Here is a 17,307-nt window from a genome sequence, read left to right as displayed (position 1 = left end):
TGGGTGTGGTTGCGGGCGTCGTTGGTGTTAACACACTCACCTTTGGTTTTGGGTGTGTGTAAGTTTTCGGCCGGTTAGTGCCAGTTCCCTACGCCTATTACTAGGTGTGCAGGTCTGGTCTATCGATCCCGTGGTCTGCGGGGGGCCTTATCCCACTTAATGGGTGAGAAGCCTGGTCTTGGAGGGGGTTTCCCGCTTAGATGCTTTCAGCGGTTATCCTGTCCGAACGTGGCTATCCAGCGGTGCTCCTGGTGGAACAACTGGTAGACCAGAGGTTCGTCCGTCCCGGTCCTCTCGTACTAGGGACAGATTTCCTCAAGCTTCTGACGCGCGCGGCGGATAGAGACCGAACTGTCTCACGACGTTCTAAACCCAGCTCGCGTGCCGCTTTAATGGGCGAACAGCCCAACCCTTGGGACCTGCTCCAGCCCCAGGATGCGACGAGCCGACATCGAGGTGCCAAACCATCCCGTCGATATGGACTCTTGGGGAAGATCAGCCTGTTATCCCCGGGGTACCTTTTATCCGTTGAGCGACACCCCTTCCACTCAGAGGTGCCGGATCACTAGTCCCGACTTTCGTCCCTGCTCGACATGTACGTCTCGCAGTCAAGCTCCCTTGTGCACTTACACTCAACACCTGATTGCCGTCCAGGTTGAGGGAACCTTTGGGCGCCTCCGTTACATTTTAGGAGGCAACCGCCCCAGTTAAACTACCCACCAGGCACTGTCCCTGAACCGGATATACGGTTCGAGGTTAGAAGCCCAATACGACCAGAGTGGTATTTCAACAACGACTCCACACTCACTGGCGTGAATGCTTCACAGTCTCCCACCTATCCTACACAAACCGTATCGAACTCCAATACCAAGTTGTAGTGAAGGTCCCGGGGTCTTTTCGTCCTGCCGCGCGTAACGAGCATCTTTACTCGTAATGCAATTTCGCCGAGTCTATGGTTGAGACAGTTGAGAAGTCGTTACGCCATTCGTGCAGGTCGGAACTTACCCGACAAGGAATTTCGCTACCTTAGGATGGTTATAGTTACCACCGCCGTTTACTGGGGCTTAAATTCTCAGCTTCACCCCGAAGGGTTAACCGGTCCTCTTAACCTTCCAGCACCGGGCAGGCGTCAGTCCGTATACATCGTCTTGCGACTTCGCACGGACCTGTGTTTTTAGTAAACAGTCGCTTCTCACTGGTTTGTGCCACCCCCTCACGCTCGAGACCGTAAAGATCCGTCACGCCATGGGGGTCCCCCTTCTCCCGAAGTTACGGGGGCATTTTGCCGAGTTCCTTAACCATAGTTCACTCGTACGCCTTGGTATTCTCTACCTGACCACCTGTGTCGGTTTGGGGTACGGGCCGTGTGCGCACTCGCTAGAGGCTTTTCTTGGCAGCATAGGATCACCGAATTCGCCTCAAACGGCTATGCATCACCTCTCAGGATCTGTGAACGACGGATTTACCTATCGCTCTCCCTACAGGCTTACCCCAGTACAACCACTGACTGGTACGGCTACCTTCCTGCGTCACCCCATCGCTTGACTACTACCACCGAAGGTCCCACGCAGCGGAGAAGACCCGCACCCCGAAGGGATTGGTGACTCCTCGTTTGGATGGTTAGTACCGGTGATTCATCAGGGACGCTCACACACGGGTACGGGAATATCAACCCGCTGTCCATCGACTACGCCTGTCGGCCTCGCCTTAGGTCCCGACTCACCCTGGGCGGACTGGCCTGGCCCAGGAACCCTTGGTCTTTCGGCGGGCAAGGTTCTCACTTGCCTTATCGCTACTCATGCCTGCATTCTCACTCCCACACCCTCCACAACACGATCACTCGGCTGCTTCACCGGATGCAGGACGCTCCCCTACCCATCAACAAAAGTTGATGCCGCGGCTTCGGCGGTGTGCTTGAGCCCCGCTACATTATCGGCGCACAATCACTTGACCAGTGAGCTATTACGCACTCTTTCAAGGGTGGCTGCTTCTAAGCCAACCTCCTGGTTGTCTTCGCGACTGCACATCCTTTTCCACTTAGCACACGCTTAGGGGCCTTAGCCGGCGATCTGGGCTGTTTCCCTCTCGACGCACGGAGCTTATCCCCCGCCGTCTCACTGCCACACTTTCACTTGTCGGCATTCGGAGTTTGGCTGACGTCAGTAACCTAGTAGGGCCCATCGGCCATCCAGTAGCTCTACCTCCAACAAGAAACATGCAACGCTGCACCTAAATGCATTTCGGGGAGAACCAGCTATCACGGAGTTTGATTGGCCTTTCACCCCTACCCACAGCTCATCCCCTCAGTCTTCAACCTAAGTGGGTTCGGGCCTCCACAACATCTTACTGCTGCTTCACCCTGGCCATGGGTAGATCACTCCGCTTCGGGTCCAGAACACACCACTACACACGCCACTATTGACGTGATACGCCCTATTCAGACTCGCTTTCGCTGCGGCTACCCCACACGGGTTAACCTCGCGACATGTCCCTGACTCGCAGGCTCATTCTTCAAAAGGCACGCCATCACCCCACGTTAAAAACGAAGGCTCTGACGGATTGTAAGCGCACGGTTTCAGGTACTATTTCACTCCCCTCCCGGGGTACTTTTCACCATTCCCTCACGGTACTATCCGCTATCGGTCACTGAGAAGTATTCAGGCTTACCGGGTGGTCCCGGCAGATTCACAGCAGATTCCACGGGCCCGCTGCTACTCGGGCATCCATCACTACAGAGCACGTGTTTTCACCTACGGGACTCTCACCCTCTACGGCCGGCCATCCCAAACCAGTTCGACTAACACGAGCTTTTCTCACTGCAGCCCAGACCGGCAGATCTGAGATTGATGAACCCCACAACACCACACACACAACCCCTGCCGGGTATCACATGCATACGGTTTAGCCATCCTCCGCTTTCGCTCGCCACTACTCACGGAATCACTTTTGTTTTCTCTTCCTACGGGTACTGAGATGTTTCACTTCCCCGCGTTCCCCCCCGTACCCTATGTATTCAGATACGGGTGACACGACATCACTCGTGCCGGGTTTCCCCATTCGGACATCCTCGGATCCACGCTCGGTTGACAGCTCCCCGAGGCATAACGCAGCCTCCCACGTCCTTCATCGGCTCCCAGTGCCAAGGCATCCACCATGCGCCCTTAAACACTTACAACACAACACCAAAAAATGAGTTCAGAAAAATTGCATTAACACCAACAACACACCACACCCAGAAGCACCCCCACCCCACAAGGAGGAAGAAGCCCTCTACGCGCAGTACATCGTTGAGATGCTCGCAACCACTATCCACAAATCAAACACCACACCCCACCACCAAAGCAGGGCAGCAACCAGAACCCCCACCCCCACAGGGGAGAGAGCCGGCACCCACCCCCATTCCGGAGTGAGCCCGCGGGCCTGTTGCCTCAGGACCCAACAGTGTGTCTGGCAATCTCTTTCACCGACATGGGCTTTCCCCACCCACCGGCACGGCTTGTTGTGCACCAAACCCCCACCCACTACAGGTGAGAGCTATTCACACGAATCGCCCGACAACAGCCGATCCCGCGATCTGCGGGGACTGGCCGGGTCTCGTGGTGCTCCTTAGAAAGGAGGTGATCCAGCCGCACCTTCCGGTACGGCTACCTTGTTACGACTTCGTCCCAATCGCCGATCCCACCTTCGACGGCTCCCTCCACAAGGGTTAGGCCACCGGCTTCGGGTGTTACCGACTTTCATGACGTGACGGGCGGTGTGTACAAGGCCCGGGAACGTATTCACCGCAGCGTTGCTGATCTGCGATTACTAGCGACTCCGACTTCACGGGGTCGAGTTGCAGACCCCGATCCGAACTGAGACCGGCTTTCAAGGATTCGCTCCACCTCACGGCATCGCAGCCCTTTGTACCGGCCATTGTAGCATGTGTGAAGCCCTGGACATAAGGGGCATGATGACTTGACGTCATCCCCACCTTCCTCCGAGTTGACCCCGGCAGTCTCCTGCGAGTCCCCACCACGACGTGCTGGCAACACAGGACAAGGGTTGCGCTCGTTGCGGGACTTAACCCAACATCTCACGACACGAGCTGACGACAGCCATGCACCACCTGCACACAGGCCACAAGGGAACCCATATCTCTATGAGCGTCCTGTGCATGTCAAACCCAGGTAAGGTTCTTCGCGTTGCATCGAATTAATCCACATGCTCCGCCGCTTGTGCGGGCCCCCGTCAATTCCTTTGAGTTTTAGCCTTGCGGCCGTACTCCCCAGGCGGGGTACTTAATGCGTTAGCTACGGCACGGATCCCAAGGAAGGAAACCCACACCTAGTACCCACCGTTTACGGCGTGGACTACCAGGGTATCTAATCCTGTTCGCTCCCCACGCTTTCGCTCCTCAGCGTCAGTTACTGCCCAGAGACCCGCCTTCGCCACCGGTGTTCCTCCTGATATCTGCGCATTCCACCGCTACACCAGGAATTCCAGTCTCCCCTGCAGTACTCCAGTCTGCCCGTATCGCCCGCACGCCCACAGTTAAGCTGTGAGTTTTCACGAACAACGCGACAAACCACCTACGAGCTCTTTACGCCCAGTAATTCCGGACAACGCTCGCACCCTACGTATTACCGCGGCTGCTGGCACGTAGTTGGCCGGTGCTTCTTCTGCACATACCGTCACTTGCGCTTCGTCTGTGCTGAAAGAGGTTTACAACCCGAAGGCCGTCATCCCCCACGCGGCGTCGCTGCATCAGGCTTGCGCCCATTGTGCAATATTCCCCACTGCTGCCTCCCGTAGGAGTCTGGGCCGTATCTCAGTCCCAGTGTGGCCGGACACCCTCTCAGGCCGGCTACCCGTCGTCGCCTTGGTAGGCCATCACCCCACCAACAAGCTGATAGGCCGCGGGCCCATCCCACACCGCAAAAGCTTTCCCCCCAAGATCATGCAACCAAGGAGGTATATTCGGTATTAGACCCAGTTTCCCAGGCTTATCCCAAAGTGCAGGGCAGATCACCCACGTGTTACTCACCCGTTCGCCACTCGAGTACCCCGAAAGGCCTTTCCGTTCGACTTGCATGTGTTAAGCACGCCGCCAGCGTTCGTCCTGAGCCAGGATCAAACTCTCCAAACAAAAACAACCCAACCGGCCAAGCCGGCAGGCGAATTCGAATCAGAAAAATCCGATCACAACCAGAAACATCTGGCAAAAAACCACACCCCCTAAACGGGAAAAAGAAGGCATGGCACAACAAAAACAACAAACAAAAACCACCAAACACACTATTGAGTTCTCAAACAACACACCCGTCTCGCAGGCAACCCTGCCAGCTTAATACATCTTGCTCGCCTGGGTCAACCTCTCCTCCGGGTTTTTTCAACCCGGGGGCGTTCGGTATGCGATAACCATACGCGCTGATCCCGTCTTCGCCAAAATCCGCAGGTGAGAGGCCGGATCGGGCACCGATTCGCCAGCGCGAACGACCCTGTTGTGCTAGTCCACGCGCTCGATCTCGGCGCCCAGACTCTTGAGGTTCTCGACGAAGAGCGGGTAGCCGCGGTCGATGTGGAACACGTCGTGCACCTCGGTGTCGCCGTCGGCGACCAGCCCGGCCAACACGAGCCCCGCCCCGGCGCGGATGTCGGACGACCAGACCGGCGCACTCGAAAGCTGCGGGATTCCGCGTACCACCGCGTGATGGCCGTCGGTACGGGCGTCGGCGCCGAGCCGGATCATCTCCTCGACGAAGCGGAATCTCGCCTCGAACACGTTCTCGGTGATCATCGAGGTCCCGTCGGCGATCGCCGCAAGCCCGATGGCCATCGGTTGCAGATCGGTCGGGAAACCCGGGAACGGCAAGGTCGCGACGTTGACCGCTTTCGGCCGCTCGTACTGCACGATCCGGAAGCCGTTGTCGTTCTGCGTGACTGTCGCACCGGCGTCGTGCAGCTTGTGCAGAACCAACTGCAGGTGCGACGGATCGACGCCGGTCACCGAGATGTCACCGCGCGTCATCGCCGCCGCGATGCCCCACGTCGCGGCCACGATCCGGTCCCCGATGACCCGGTGCTCGGTCGGATAGAGCCGGTCGACGCCATGGATGGTCAGGACCGACGAGCCGGCGCCGCTGATCTGCGCGCCCATCTGGTTGAGCATCGTGCACAGGTCCACGACGTCGGGTTCGCGGGCGACGTTGTGGATCGTCGTCACCCCCCGGGCGAGCACCGCAGCCATCAGGATGTTCTCGGTCGCCCCGACCGACGGAAATTCGAGCTGGATGTCGGCGCCGTGCAGCTCGTCGGCCTCGGCGACCACACAACCGTGCTCGATATTGCACTGGGCACCGAGCTGGCGCAGACCGGACTGGTGCATGTCGAGCGGACGCGAACCGATCGCGTCACCACCAGGTAGCGCGACTTTCGCGCGGTTGCAGCGTCCGACCAGTGGTCCGAGCACACACACCGAGGCCCGGAACTGCCGGACCGCTGCGAAGTCGGCGTCGTATTTGAGCTCGTCGGGACTGGTGATGCGCACGGTGTCGCCGTCGAGTTCGACCGTGGCGCCCAATCCCCGCAGCACCTCGGCCATCAGCGGGACGTCCAGGATGTCCGGGCAGTTGGTGATCGTGCTCGTGCCCTCGGCCAGCAGCGACGCTGCCATCAGTTTGAGCACACTGTTCTTGGCACCGCCGACGGCGACTTCGCCTGACAACCGGTGTCCCCCGGTCACCACGAATCGCTCGCTCACGCGGCCAGTGTAAACAGCGCTCTCGGCCATGTCAGTTTCCTGGAACATACTGGCCGAACGCCGCGCGGTACCGTTTCGGCCATGGCCGTACACCTCACCCGTATTTACACGCGGACCGGCGATGACGGAACGACCGGGTTGAGTGATTTCAGCCGGGTGTCCAAGAACGATCCGCGGTTGGTCGCCTATGCCGATTGCGACGAGGCCAACGCTGCGATCGGCGTCGCGGTCGCGTTGGGCGAGCCCCCCGAGCAACTGCTGACCGTGCTGCGCCAGATCCAGAACGACCTGTTCGATGCGGGCGCCGACCTGTCCACGCCGGTCGTCGAGAATCCGCAATATCCGCCGCTGCGCATCACCGCGCCCTACATCGACCGCCTCGAGTCCTGGTGCGACGAATTCAACGAACCGCTACCGGCGTTGAACTCCTTCGTCCTGCCCGGCGGCACCGGGCTGTCGGCACTTCTGCACGTCGCCAGGACCGTCACCCGACGCGCCGAGCGATCGGCCTGGGAAGCCGTTGCGGCACATGGCGATTCGATCAGTGTGCTACCTGCCAAATACTTGAACCGACTGTCGGATCTGCTGTTCATCCTGTCTCGGGTGGCCAATCCGGGCGGCGATGTGCTCTGGCAGCCGGGCGGTACCCGCGACGATCAGTAGTTGCGCCGGCGCGCACGCGGCGACGGCCGCGACTCGAGCCAGGACATGAAGGCGGTCAATGCGCCACGGTCCAGGGCGATCTCGTACGCGCGGCCCCGCTCGGGACTGATATCGCGCAGCTCGAGGACGACGATCTCGTCGGTCATGATGTCGAATTCGTCTCCCCGTGGGGATCGGCGGGACACCACTTCCAGGCCGCGGCGGCTCAACCGGCGGTCGGGCCACCAGCGCAGGCTCGACAACCGGTAGAAGCCGGCTTCTCCCCCGCGGTACCGCACCACGCCGTGGCGCCAACCGTGCCCACCGACCGCCGGGAAATCACGCATGATCGCGGCGGTGCCGCCGACCTGGCGCAGCTTCCACAACCGATAGAACAGCACGCTGACGACCAGCAGTAGCACACCCACGAGCGCGACCATGCTCCACATGGGCGCGCTCATCTGTACTCCCCGTCGCTTCGCTCGCCCCGGTGGCGGACCGCGCTAGTCGATCTGACCGAGCGCGCGAAGCCTCGCGCGACCCCTGGCCGCCGTCGCCGGATCGTCGGAGTCCGCGTCGCTGCGCGCCTGGCTCTCGTCGATCTCCGACTCCAGCGCGGCGGACTCGGCCAGGATGATCACGTTCGACTCGGTCACCGACATGAAGCCGCCGTCGACGGCGACCCGCAGATCGTCCTCGCCCTCGCGTTCGACGCGCACCATGGCGTCGTCGACGAGCTGGGCCACCAGCGGAATGTGCCGTGGGAGGATGCCGATCTCACCGGACGTCGTCCGAGTGAATACGAACGACGCCTTACCCGACCAGATCTCCCGCTCGACGGCGACGATCTCAACGTCCAGGTCGGCCATCGTCATTCGCCCTTGTCGGCGTCGTCATCCTTGGAGTCGTCATCCTTGGAATCGTCATCCTTGGACTCGCTCTGGGCCGGCGCACCGTCACTGGCGTTGTCGTCGATCTTCGCGCCCAGGCTCTCGGCCTTGCGCTGCAGATCCTCCAGACCACCGATGAGGAAGAACGCCTGCTCGGGCAGGTGGTCGAAATCGCCCTTGCTCAGCTTGTCGAACGCCTCGATGGTCTCCTTGAGCGGAACCGTCGAACCCGGCTGGCCGGTGAACTGCTCGGCGGCCATCATGTTCTGGCTCAGGAAGCGCTCGATACGACGTGCCCGCTGCACCAGCTGCTTGTCCTCCTCGGCGAGCTCGTCGATACCGAGAATGGCGATGATGTCCTGAAGATCCTTGTAGCGCTGCAGGATCCGGATGACTTCCTGAGCGACGCGGTAGTGCTCGTCGCCCACGACCGAGGGGTCGAGGATCGTCGAGCTCGACGCCAGCGGGTCCACCGCCGGGAAGATGCCCTTGGAGAACACCGTTCGGGACAGCTCCGTGGTCGCGTCGAGGTGCGCGAACGTGGTGGCCGGCGCCGGGTCGGTGTAGTCGTCGGCGGGCACGTACACGGCCTGCATCGAGGTGATGGAGCGACCGCGCGTCGAGGTGATGCGCTCCTGGAGCTCACCCATCTCGTCGGCCAGGGTCGGCTGGTAACCCACGGCCGAGGGCATACGGCCGAGCAGCGTCGAGACCTCCGAACCGGCCTGGGTGAACCGGAAGATGTTGTCGATGAACAGCAGCACGTCCTGCTGCTGCTCGTCGCGGAAGTACTCCGCCATCGTCAGCGCCGACAGCGCGACGCGCATACGGGTGCCCGGCGGCTCGTCCATCTGGCCGAACACCAGCGCGGTGTCCTTGAGCACGTTGGCATCGCCGAGCTCGACCCAGAGGTCGTTGCCCTCGCGCGTGCGCTCACCCACGCCGGCGAAGACCGAGGTGCCGCCGAAGTTGCGGGCGATACGGTTGATCATCTCCTGGATGAGCACCGTCTTACCCACGCCGGCACCGCCGAACAGGGCGATCTTGCCGCCACGGACGTACGGGGTCAGCAGGTCGACGACCTTCAGACCGGTCTCGAGCATCTCGGTACGCGGTTCGAGCTCGTCGAAGGCCGGGGGCTTGCGGTGGATCGACCACTTCTCGAAGTCCTTGCCGTAGCCCGGATCATCGAGGCAATCGCCCAGGGCGTTGAACACATGGCCCTTGACGCCGTCGCCCACCGGGACCGAGATCGACGCGCCGGTGTCGGTCACGTCGACGCCCCGGACCAGGCCGTCGGTCGGCTGCAGCGAGATGCAGCGCACGAGATTGTCACCCAGGTGCTGGGCAACCTCCAGCGTCAGGGTCTTGGCGAGGTCTTTGTAGTCGATCTCGGCGTGCAGAGCGTTGAACAGCTCCGGCACGGAGCCGCGCGGGAACTCCACGTCGACCACCGGGCCGGTCACGCGTACGACGCGGCCCGTGGTGTCGCCGCTCTTCGTCGACTCTTTTTGTTCGGTAGCAGCAGTCATTTTCTCTTCGCTTCCTACGGGCTACTTCTTGGCGGCGTCCGCGAGCGCGTTGGCGCCACCGACGATTTCGCTGATTTCCTGGGTGATCTGGGACTGCCGCTCACGGTTGGCCATCAGGGTCAGGTCCTTGATCAGATCGTCGGCGTTGTCGGACGCCGACTTCATGGCGCGCCGGCGCGAAGCCGACTCCGACGCCGCCGCTTCGAGCATCGCGGCGAAGATGCGCGTCGAGACGTACCGCGGCAGCAGCGCGTCGAACAGCGTCTCAGCGCTCGGCTCGAACGAGAACAGCGTCCGAAGGCTGTTGTCGTCCTCTTCGCTGTATTCCACCACCATCGGGGCGATGCGGCGGGCGATCGCCGACTGCGAGAGCATCGACCGGAACTCGGTGAAGACGATGTGGAGTTCGTCGAGGCCCAGGACACCGTCGGCGCCCGCGTCGTCGCCCTCGTCGTCGACACCGGCCATGAACGCCTCGACCAGCGTCTTGCCGATCTCCTGCGCATGCTCGTACTCCGGCCGCTCGGAGAAGCCGGTCCACGACTCGGCCACGTCCCAGTTGCGGAAGCTGTAGTAGCCCAATGCCTTTCGGCCGACGACGTAGAGCACCGGCTCTTTGCCCTCCTCGCGGAGCAGCGAGAACAGCTCCTCGGAGCGGCGGAACACGTTGGCGTTGTAGGCGCCGGCCAGCCCGCGGTCGGAGGACACCACCAGCACACCGGCACGCTTGGGCTGCTCGCGTTCGACGAGCAACGGATGGTCCAGCGCGCTGGCGCTGGCCAGTTCGGTGAGCATATTGGTGATCTCACGGTCGTAGGGCCGAGCCGCTTCGACTCGGGCCTGCGCCTTGGCGATACGCGAGGTCGCGATCATCTCCTGAGCCTTGGTGATCTTCTTGATCGACCCGGCGGAGCGGATGCGGCCGCGCAATTCGCGCAGTGTTGCTGCCATGTGTTTCCCCTTGGACCCTTCGGTGCCTTACTTCTTCTTCGGGGCGGGCTTGCGGACCTTGACCGATTCCTTCTCGAGGTCCTCCTCGGCCATGGCGTCGACGTTCTCGTCGGGAACCACCGACTCGCCGGAGGTGCTCTCGAAGCCCTTCTTGAAGTCGTTGACGACGTCGGTCAGCGTCTTCTCGAGCTCGTCGGAGAGCTTCTTGCTCTCGCGGATCTCCTTGAGGATCTCGTCCTTCGAGGAGCGGACGTGCTCGAGCAGTTCCTGCTCGAAACGCTGCACGTCCTCGACCGGGACCGAGTCCAGGTGGCCGCGGGTGCCGAGGAAGATCGCGACGACCTGCTCCTCGACCGGCATCGGGCTGTTCTGCGGCTGCTTCAGCAGCTCCACCAGGCGGGCACCGCGGTCGAGCTGCGCCTTCGAAGCCGCATCCAGGTCCGACGCGAACGCCGCGAACGACTCCAGCTCGCGGTACTGGGACAGATCCAGACGCAGCGAACCGGCGACCTCTTTCATCGCCTTGATCTGGGCGGCGCCGCCGACGCGGGACACCGAGACACCGACGTTGATCGCCGGTCGCACACCCTGGTTGAACAGGTCGGTCTCCAGGAAGCACTGACCGTCGGTGATCGAGATGACGTTGGTGGGGATGTAGGCCGAGATGTCGTTGGCCTTGGTCTCGATCAGCGGCAAGCCGGTCATCGAGCCGCCACCCAGTTCGTCGGACAGCTTGGCGCAACGCTCCAGCAGCCGGGAGTGCAGGTAGAACACGTCACCGGGGAACGCCTCGCGGCCCGGCGGGCGGCGCAGCAGCAGCGAGATGGCGCGGTAGGCCTCAGCATGCTTGGTCAGGTCGTCGAACACGATCAGCACGTGCTTGCTGTCGTACATCCAGTGCTGGGCGATTGCCGAACCGGTGTACGGCGCCAGCCATTTGAAGCCGGCCGAATCCGACGCCGGGGCCGCGACGATGGTGGTGTAGTCCATCGCGCCGCCCTCTTCGAGGGTGCGTCGCACCGACGCGATCGTCGTGCCCTTCTGGCCGATGGCGACGTAGACGCAGCGCACCTGCTGGTCGGGGTCACCGGTCTCCCAGTTCTGGCGCTGGTTGAGGATGGTGTCCACACAGACCGCGGTCTTGCCGGTCTTGCGGTCGCCGATGATCAGCTGGCGCTGGCCGCGACCGATCGGCGTCTGCGAGTCGATGGCCTTGATACCGGTCTGCAGCGGCTCACTGACGCCCTGGCGCTGCACCACCGACGGGGCCTGGAGCTCCAGTGCACGACGCTCGGTGGTCTCGATCTCGCCGCGGCCGTCGATCGGCTGACCGAGCGGGTTCACGACGCGGCCGAGGAAGCCGTCACCGACGGGCACCGACAGCACCTCGCCGGTCCGCTTGACCTGCTGGCCCTCTTCGATCTTCTCGAAGTCACCGAGAACGACCGCGCCGATGCTGTGCTCGTCGAGGTTCAGGGCGACGCCCAGGACACCACCGGGGAACTCGAGGAGCTCCTGCGTCATCACCGAGGGCAGGCCCTCGACGTGCGCGATGCCGTCACCGGCATCGATGACGGTGCCGATCTCTTCCCGGTCGGTGTCGGTGGCGAAGTTGGCGACGTAGTCCTCGATCGCCCCTTGGATGTCAGCAGCCGAGATTGTCAACTCTGCCATGGGTTCGTTCCTGCCTGTCTGAGTTCTTTGTCGTGAGTTCTGGAGTGGGGGTTAGTCGGGCAGCCGGGTCTCGGCCGATTCGAGGCGCGAGGCCAGGGATCCGTCGATGACCTCGTCGCCCACCGCGATGGTCAGGCCACCAAGGATCTCGGGCGCGATGTGCAGCTGGATCGAGACCGGGTGGCCGTAGATCCGGCTGAGCACCTCGGTGAGGCGCGTGCGCTGCGCGTCGCTCAGGCCGTCGGCGGCGTTGACGTGAGCCACCACCTCGCCACGGCGGGCCACCGCGAGCCCGGCGAGTTCGCGCACCGCCTCATCGGCGCGCTCACCGCGCAACAGCTCGACCGTCTGGGCCAGCAGCGCCTTGGTGGTGTCACCCGCCTGGTCGCCGAGCAGCCGGTTCAGCAATTCGATGCGGCCGTCCGCCGGAGTGGTGTAGTCGCTGAGCACCGCGGACAGCCGGGACTCCGAGTCCAGGATCCGGCTGAATCGGAACAGCTGGTCCTCCACGTCGCTGGTCTCGTCGTTGCGCTCGGCGCGGACCAGTAGGGCCAGCTGGGCGACGTGACGCATCGCGTAGTGCAGATCCGATTCCTCGGACCAGCGCTGCGCCGCAGCGGTTTTCACCAACTCCAGCGCGCTGTCGGAGACCTTGCCCGACAGCAGCGCCTCGGCCAGGTTCGCCTTGGCGTCGCCCTGTTCGGTCGGCTCGCTGAAGTGCTTGCTCAGCACCGGCTCGCTTCTGAGCAGCTTCGCGACGGCGGCCAAATCGTCACCGAGACCGGTGAGGCCGTTCGCGTCGACGTCAGCGGTCAACTCGTCGAATCGCGCCACCAGCGTCTTGAGCGAGTCGCGGCTCGTGGCGCGCAACCGCGCACCCGCGGCGTCGTCGAGCGATGCCTCCGACGGAGCCATCGCGTCGAGTTCGTCGAGGAACCGGTCGACGGTCGCGGAGCGGTTGCCGTCGTCGGAGACGTGCTCGCGCACCAGCTCGCGGGCGCGGGCGACCGACTCGGTGCCCAGGTGCGACCGGAGTTCCCGGATGAGCTGCTGGCGCAGCAGCTGAACCTGCGCGGCGCCCTGCACCTTGATCCGCTCGACCTCTGCGTCGGCCTGCGCCCGCAGCTGCTCGGTGATCTTCTCCGCGTCGGTGCGGGCCTCCTCCACCACGCGGGCGGCGTCGGCTTTGGCCTCCTCGACCGCCTTGGCGTGCTGCTGGTCGGCTTGGTCGACCTTGTTGGCCGCGGTGGCGCTCTCCTCGAGTTGCCGGCGCACCGTGTCCTGCTGCGTCTTCATCATCCGCTTCACGGGCGGCACGACATAGCGCACCACCAGGAACACGATGAGCGCGAACCCGATCAGCTGACCGATGAAAGTCGACATGCCCTAGCGCCCCTGTCCCGTGGTGGTCGGCGTACCGATCTCGACGCCGAGCACCCGGCTGGCCAGGGTCGCCGACAGCGTCTCGATCGACGTCTGCAACTCGTCGGCCGTCTGCCGGCCCTGCCGGGACAACTCGTCGTTGGCCGCCTCCAGCGTGGACGCCGCCTCGGCGCCGGCCCGCGCCCGGTGGTCCTCGACGATCTGGCGTCCGTCGCCGCGGGCCTTGTCGCGGATGGCCGCAGCCTCCCGGCGCGCGGACCCCATCACCTTCTGGGAGTCCGCCTGGGCTGCTGCGAACAATTCGGCCGACTTGCGGTTGTCCTCGACCGTCTTGGTGACCATCGCTTCGCGATCGTGCAGCACCTTGCTGATCGGCGGCACCACGAATTTCGCGATGACGCCGAGAACGATCAGGAAGATGAGCAGGACGAAGAAGAAGGTGCCGTTGGGGACGAGGAAGTTCCCGCCCCCGCCCTCTTCGGCGGCCAGGATGGTCGTGCTCAGGTCAACCATGACTGAAGATTCCAAACTGACTTAGCCGACCGGGGTGGCGAAGACGAACAGCGCCATGAAGGCCAGGTTGATGAAGTAGGCGGCCTCGACCAGACCGACCGTGATGAAGAACGGTGTGAACAGCCGACCCTGGGCCTCGGGCTGCCGGGCGATGCCGGCGATCAGGGCGTTACCGGCGATACCGTCGCCGATACCCGCACCGATGGCGCCACCGGCCATGATCAGTCCACCGCCGATGAGGGCACCGGCCGCGATAGTGGGATCCATCTTTATCCTCCTTGATAACTGGTAGTCGGACTACCAGGACGTGGGTCGAGCGGTTGTTTTCGGTTCGTCTGTGGGATCAGTGGTGATCTTCGTCGAGTTCCATCGACTGGCTGAAGTACAGGATGGTCAGCAGGGCGAAGATGAACGCCTGGATGGCGCCGACGAACAGGTCGAAGCTCTTCCAGATGGCGTTGGGCGCCCACATGATCCACGGCGGGAACAGCGCGATCAGAGCGACCAGGATGCCGCCGGCGAAGATGTTGCCGAAGAGTCGCAGGGACAGCGAGATCGGCTTGGCGAGTTCCTCGACCAGGTTGATCGGGGCCAGCACCGCGACGTGGCCCTTCAGCAGCTTCTTCGGGTGACCCAGCACGCCACGGCGCCAGAAGCCGGCCGCGTGGTAGGCGATGAACACGAACAGCGCCAAGGCGAGCACGAAGTTGATGTCGGATGCCGCGGGCTTGAGCAGCTCGTGGATGCCGGTCTCGTCGGAGTACTGCACCGGCAGCACCGACAGCCAGTTGGCGATCAGGATGAACGCGAACAGCGTGACCGCCAGCGGCAGCACGAAGCCGGCGACCCGCATGCCGATCGCGCTCTCGATCTGGTTGCGCATCTGAACGGTCAGCGCCTCCCAGAACAACTGCACCCCGTTGGGAACGCCGGTCGAGGTGACCTTGGCCCGCAGGAAGAACGCCAGGCCGAGCACGATCGCCGCGGCGATCGCGGTGGAGAGGATGGTGTCGGTGTTGACCGTCAGCCCGAACCAGTGGGCCTCGGTGTGATGGCCGACTTCGATGCCACCTTCGGCGGCGAGGATGGTCTCGGTCATTGCTGGGGGGTCTCTCCTTCGAGTCCGTCAGCTGCTTGTGCTTTGAGCTTCTTCACCACCGGCAGGGTCGTGGAGGCGACCAGGATGACCTGGAAGAGCGCCATTCCGAAGACCACACCGAGGCCCTGCGGTTTGAAGATGTAGGCGATGGTCAGGCCGATCACGGTCATGATCAGCAGGCGGGTGGCCGAGTTCATGGCCATGTTCCGCTTGAGCGGGTGGTCCTTGGCGGTGATCGACAGCACGGAGCGCTGGATCATCACGGCGTTGAGCAGACCGAGCCCGAGCCCGATCGCGAAGAACAGCGCCACCATCGGATAACCGAGCAGGGTGGCGGCCACCGCTGCGGCGGCGGCCAGCAGTACACAGATGACGAGTAGGCGCACCGGTCGGAAAGCGACTGCGGGCAACACCAACGGCGCGTCCTGCGCTGGCGTCGTCACGACTTCACCTCAATCCCGCGGTTGTGTGGAGGAGCTGATCCCGGTGTACCTGTGAGCAACCTGTCCGAGAGTATCGGAGCGCGTATCGCTCGCTGGAATCACCCAAGGGGTAGCTCCCTTTTGTCGGTCTGATTCGGCACCGATCGGTACTCCGATGGGCCGGTGGCCGGCAACCCGCGAGGTTCAGGTTTCGGGTCTTGGCTGGGTTCTAGCAGCACCGTACCACATGGTAGGCGGCCCTAAACCGGACCTACTACTTTTTGTCGTACATCGGCTCGGAGGGCTCGTTGCGCCGCCTCACGAGCGGTATCAGCGTCACCACGATCGCGACCAGAATCGCCGCGGCCATCACTGCCCCGGTGTAGCGGGGGTCGAAGAAGATGGTGCTGGCCGCCCCCAGCGCGACGATGCCCACCCACAGGTAGATCAGCAGCACGACGCGGCGGTGCGAGTGCCCGATCTCCAGCAACCGGTGATGCAGGTGCATCTTGTCGGGGCTGAACGGGCTCAACCCCGCGCGGGTGCGCCGGATGATGGCCAGCAGCATGTCCAGTGCGGGGACGAACATGACGGCGACGACCAGCAAGAACGGCGAGAGCAACGCGAACACGTCGCGGGCGCCGTAGGCGGTCTGCGAGATCGGTCCGGCGGCGGTGGTCGACGCCGCGGCGAGCATCAGCCCGATCAGCATCGATCCCGAGTCGCCCATGAAGATCTTGGCCTTGTGGAAATTGTGCGGCAGGAAACCCAGACACGCCCCGGCCAGCACCACCGAGATGACGGCCGGCGGATAGAACAGCACGTCGCCGCCGTGATCGCGTAACAGTCCGATGGAGAAGATGCAGATCGCCGACGCGGTGATCAGCCCGAGCCCGGCGGCCAGGCCGTCGAGGCCGTCGACGAAGTTCATGGCGTTGACGATGGCGACCGTGAGCGCCAACGTCAGCAGGATCGACGAGACCTGGTCGAGCACGATCGTGCCGACGCCGCCGATCGGGATGTAGAGCACACTCCACGCGACACCCATGGTGACCAGCACGCTGGCCGCGGTGATCTGACCGGCGAACTTGGTCAGCGCGTCGAGACCCCAGCGGTCGTCGATCAATCCGATCACCATGATGAGGCCGCCCGCGACGACCACCGCGGGCATGCCCGTGGAGTAGACGAAACCGCGGGTGAGCGCGGGTAGCTGCGACGCCAGCAGCACCGCCGCCGCCACCCCGATGTACATGGCGAGCCCGCCCATCCGCGGCGTCGGCTGGACGTGGACGTCGCGTTCCCGGGGGTAGGCCACCGCCCCGAGGCGGGTCGCCAGCGCACGCACCCACCCGGTCGCGAAGTAGGTGATGATCGCGGCGGTCAATCCGACCAGGGCGAGCTCGCGCAGCGGCACACCGGTGCCGCGATCGGACAGCGCAAGGACATCCATCACCGCGTG

General features: G+C 63.3%; 13 protein-coding genes and 2 rRNA genes. 1 reads left to right on the top strand and 14 read right to left on the bottom strand.

Annotated features, from left to right (window positions below):
- Positions 1 to 54: 54 nt before the first annotated feature.
- The 3 genes from ACN27E_RS25625 to murA form a co-directional block, all read right to left on the bottom strand.
- Positions 55 to 3,175 (bottom strand): 23S ribosomal RNA (locus ACN27E_RS25625).
- A gap of 435 nt (positions 3,176 to 3,610) precedes the next feature.
- Positions 3,611 to 5,128: ribosomal RNA gene (locus tag ACN27E_RS25620) — 16S ribosomal RNA — on the bottom strand.
- The 16S and 23S rRNA genes sit together here, the layout of an rRNA operon.
- 360 nt (positions 5,129 to 5,488) lie before the next feature.
- Positions 5,489 to 6,742, bottom strand: a complete 1,254-nt coding sequence (gene murA / locus ACN27E_RS25615) for a UDP-N-acetylglucosamine 1-carboxyvinyltransferase (protein ID WP_422745828.1) — start codon at positions 6,740 to 6,742, stop codon at positions 5,489 to 5,491.
- Between the two features lie 81 nt (positions 6,743 to 6,823).
- Between murA and ACN27E_RS25610 the strand changes: the two genes are divergently transcribed.
- Entirely contained in the window at positions 6,824 to 7,405 is a 582-nt protein-coding gene (locus ACN27E_RS25610) for a cob(I)yrinic acid a,c-diamide adenosyltransferase (protein WP_422745826.1), read from the top strand.
- On the opposite strand, the gene ACN27E_RS25605 is transcribed toward ACN27E_RS25610, so the two are convergent.
- The 11 genes from ACN27E_RS25605 to ACN27E_RS25555 form a co-directional block, all read right to left on the bottom strand.
- A complete protein-coding gene (locus ACN27E_RS25605; protein WP_422745825.1) occupies positions 7,399 to 7,845 on the bottom strand; it encodes a DUF2550 domain-containing protein in 447 nt (148 codons plus the stop codon). The genes ACN27E_RS25610 and ACN27E_RS25605 overlap by 7 nt on opposite strands.
- A 42-nt stretch (positions 7,846 to 7,887) precedes the next feature.
- The gene (locus ACN27E_RS25600; RefSeq protein ID WP_422750125.1) at positions 7,888 to 8,253 is read right to left on the bottom strand and encodes a F0F1 ATP synthase subunit epsilon; all 366 of its coding nucleotides are present in this window, start codon (positions 8,251 to 8,253) and stop codon (positions 7,888 to 7,890) included.
- Between the two features lie 2 nt (positions 8,254 to 8,255).
- Complete coding sequence (atpD, locus tag ACN27E_RS25595; protein ID WP_422745823.1) at positions 8,256 to 9,806, bottom strand: F0F1 ATP synthase subunit beta; 1,551 nt, start codon at positions 9,804 to 9,806, stop codon at positions 8,256 to 8,258.
- A gap of 21 nt (positions 9,807 to 9,827) precedes the next feature.
- Entirely contained in the window at positions 9,828 to 10,757 is a 930-nt protein-coding gene (locus tag ACN27E_RS25590; RefSeq protein ID WP_422745821.1) for a F0F1 ATP synthase subunit gamma, read from the bottom strand.
- Between the two features lie 27 nt (positions 10,758 to 10,784).
- Positions 10,785 to 12,431, bottom strand: a complete 1,647-nt coding sequence (gene atpA / locus ACN27E_RS25585; protein ID WP_422745818.1) for a F0F1 ATP synthase subunit alpha — start codon at positions 12,429 to 12,431, stop codon at positions 10,785 to 10,787.
- Positions 12,432 to 12,482: 51 nt separating this feature from the next.
- Positions 12,483 to 13,814 (bottom strand): F0F1 ATP synthase subunit B/delta, encoded by a 1,332-nt coding sequence (locus tag ACN27E_RS25580; RefSeq protein WP_422745817.1) that lies wholly within the window; start codon positions 13,812 to 13,814, stop codon positions 12,483 to 12,485.
- 3 nt (positions 13,815 to 13,817) lie between these two features.
- Positions 13,818 to 14,327 (bottom strand): F0F1 ATP synthase subunit B, encoded by a 510-nt coding sequence (locus ACN27E_RS25575; RefSeq protein ID WP_422745816.1) that lies wholly within the window; start codon positions 14,325 to 14,327, stop codon positions 13,818 to 13,820.
- 21 nt (positions 14,328 to 14,348) lie between these two features.
- On the bottom strand, positions 14,349 to 14,594 hold the full coding sequence (locus tag ACN27E_RS25570; RefSeq protein WP_024449289.1) for a F0F1 ATP synthase subunit C: 246 nt from the start codon (positions 14,592 to 14,594) through the stop codon (positions 14,349 to 14,351).
- A gap of 76 nt (positions 14,595 to 14,670) precedes the next feature.
- A complete protein-coding gene (atpB, locus tag ACN27E_RS25565) occupies positions 14,671 to 15,426 on the bottom strand; it encodes a F0F1 ATP synthase subunit A (RefSeq protein WP_422745813.1) in 756 nt (251 codons plus the stop codon).
- On the bottom strand, positions 15,423 to 15,869 hold the full coding sequence (locus tag ACN27E_RS25560) for an ATP synthase subunit I (protein WP_422745811.1): 447 nt from the start codon (positions 15,867 to 15,869) through the stop codon (positions 15,423 to 15,425). Before ACN27E_RS25560 ends, atpB begins: the two co-directional genes overlap by 4 nt.
- A 253-nt stretch (positions 15,870 to 16,122) precedes the next feature.
- Entirely contained in the window at positions 16,123 to 17,298 is a 1,176-nt protein-coding gene (locus ACN27E_RS25555; protein ID WP_422750123.1) for a glycosyltransferase family 4 protein, read from the bottom strand.
- Positions 17,299 to 17,307: the final 9 nt, after the last annotated feature.

The sequence above is a fragment of the Mycobacterium sp. WMMD1722 genome, assembly GCF_049315205.1.
GTDB lineage: Bacteria > Actinomycetota > Actinomycetes > Mycobacteriales > Mycobacteriaceae > Mycobacterium.
This window is presented reverse-complemented; position numbering and strand designations above follow the sequence as displayed.

Excerpts from the sequence above, each read along its gene's own strand:
- ACN27E_RS25570 (WP_024449289.1), bottom strand. The coding sequence starts at position 14,594 with ATGGATCCCACTATCGCGGCCGGTGCCCTCATCGGCGGTGGACTGATC.
- ACN27E_RS25610 (WP_422745826.1), top strand. The coding sequence starts at position 6,824 with ATGGCCGTACACCTCACCCGTATTTACACGCGGACCGGCGATGACGGA.
- ACN27E_RS25600 (WP_422750125.1), bottom strand. The coding sequence starts at position 8,253 with ATGGCCGACCTGGACGTTGAGATCGTCGCCGTCGAGCGGGAGATCTGG.
- atpA (WP_422745818.1), bottom strand. The coding sequence starts at position 12,431 with ATGGCAGAGTTGACAATCTCGGCTGCTGACATCCAAGGGGCGATCGAG.
- atpB (WP_422745813.1), bottom strand. The coding sequence starts at position 15,426 with ATGACCGAGACCATCCTCGCCGCCGAAGGTGGCATCGAAGTCGGCCAT.
- ACN27E_RS25580 (WP_422745817.1), bottom strand. The coding sequence starts at position 13,814 with ATGTCGACTTTCATCGGTCAGCTGATCGGGTTCGCGCTCATCGTGTTC.
- ACN27E_RS25590 (WP_422745821.1), bottom strand. The coding sequence starts at position 10,757 with ATGGCAGCAACACTGCGCGAATTGCGCGGCCGCATCCGCTCCGCCGGG.
- ACN27E_RS25605 (WP_422745825.1), bottom strand. The coding sequence starts at position 7,845 with ATGAGCGCGCCCATGTGGAGCATGGTCGCGCTCGTGGGTGTGCTACTG.
- atpD (WP_422745823.1), bottom strand. The coding sequence starts at position 9,806 with ATGACTGCTGCTACCGAACAAAAAGAGTCGACGAAGAGCGGCGACACC.
- ACN27E_RS25555 (WP_422750123.1), bottom strand. The coding sequence starts at position 17,298 with ATGGATGTCCTTGCGCTGTCCGATCGCGGCACCGGTGTGCCGCTGCGC.
- ACN27E_RS25575 (WP_422745816.1), bottom strand. The coding sequence starts at position 14,327 with ATGGTTGACCTGAGCACGACCATCCTGGCCGCCGAAGAGGGCGGGGGC.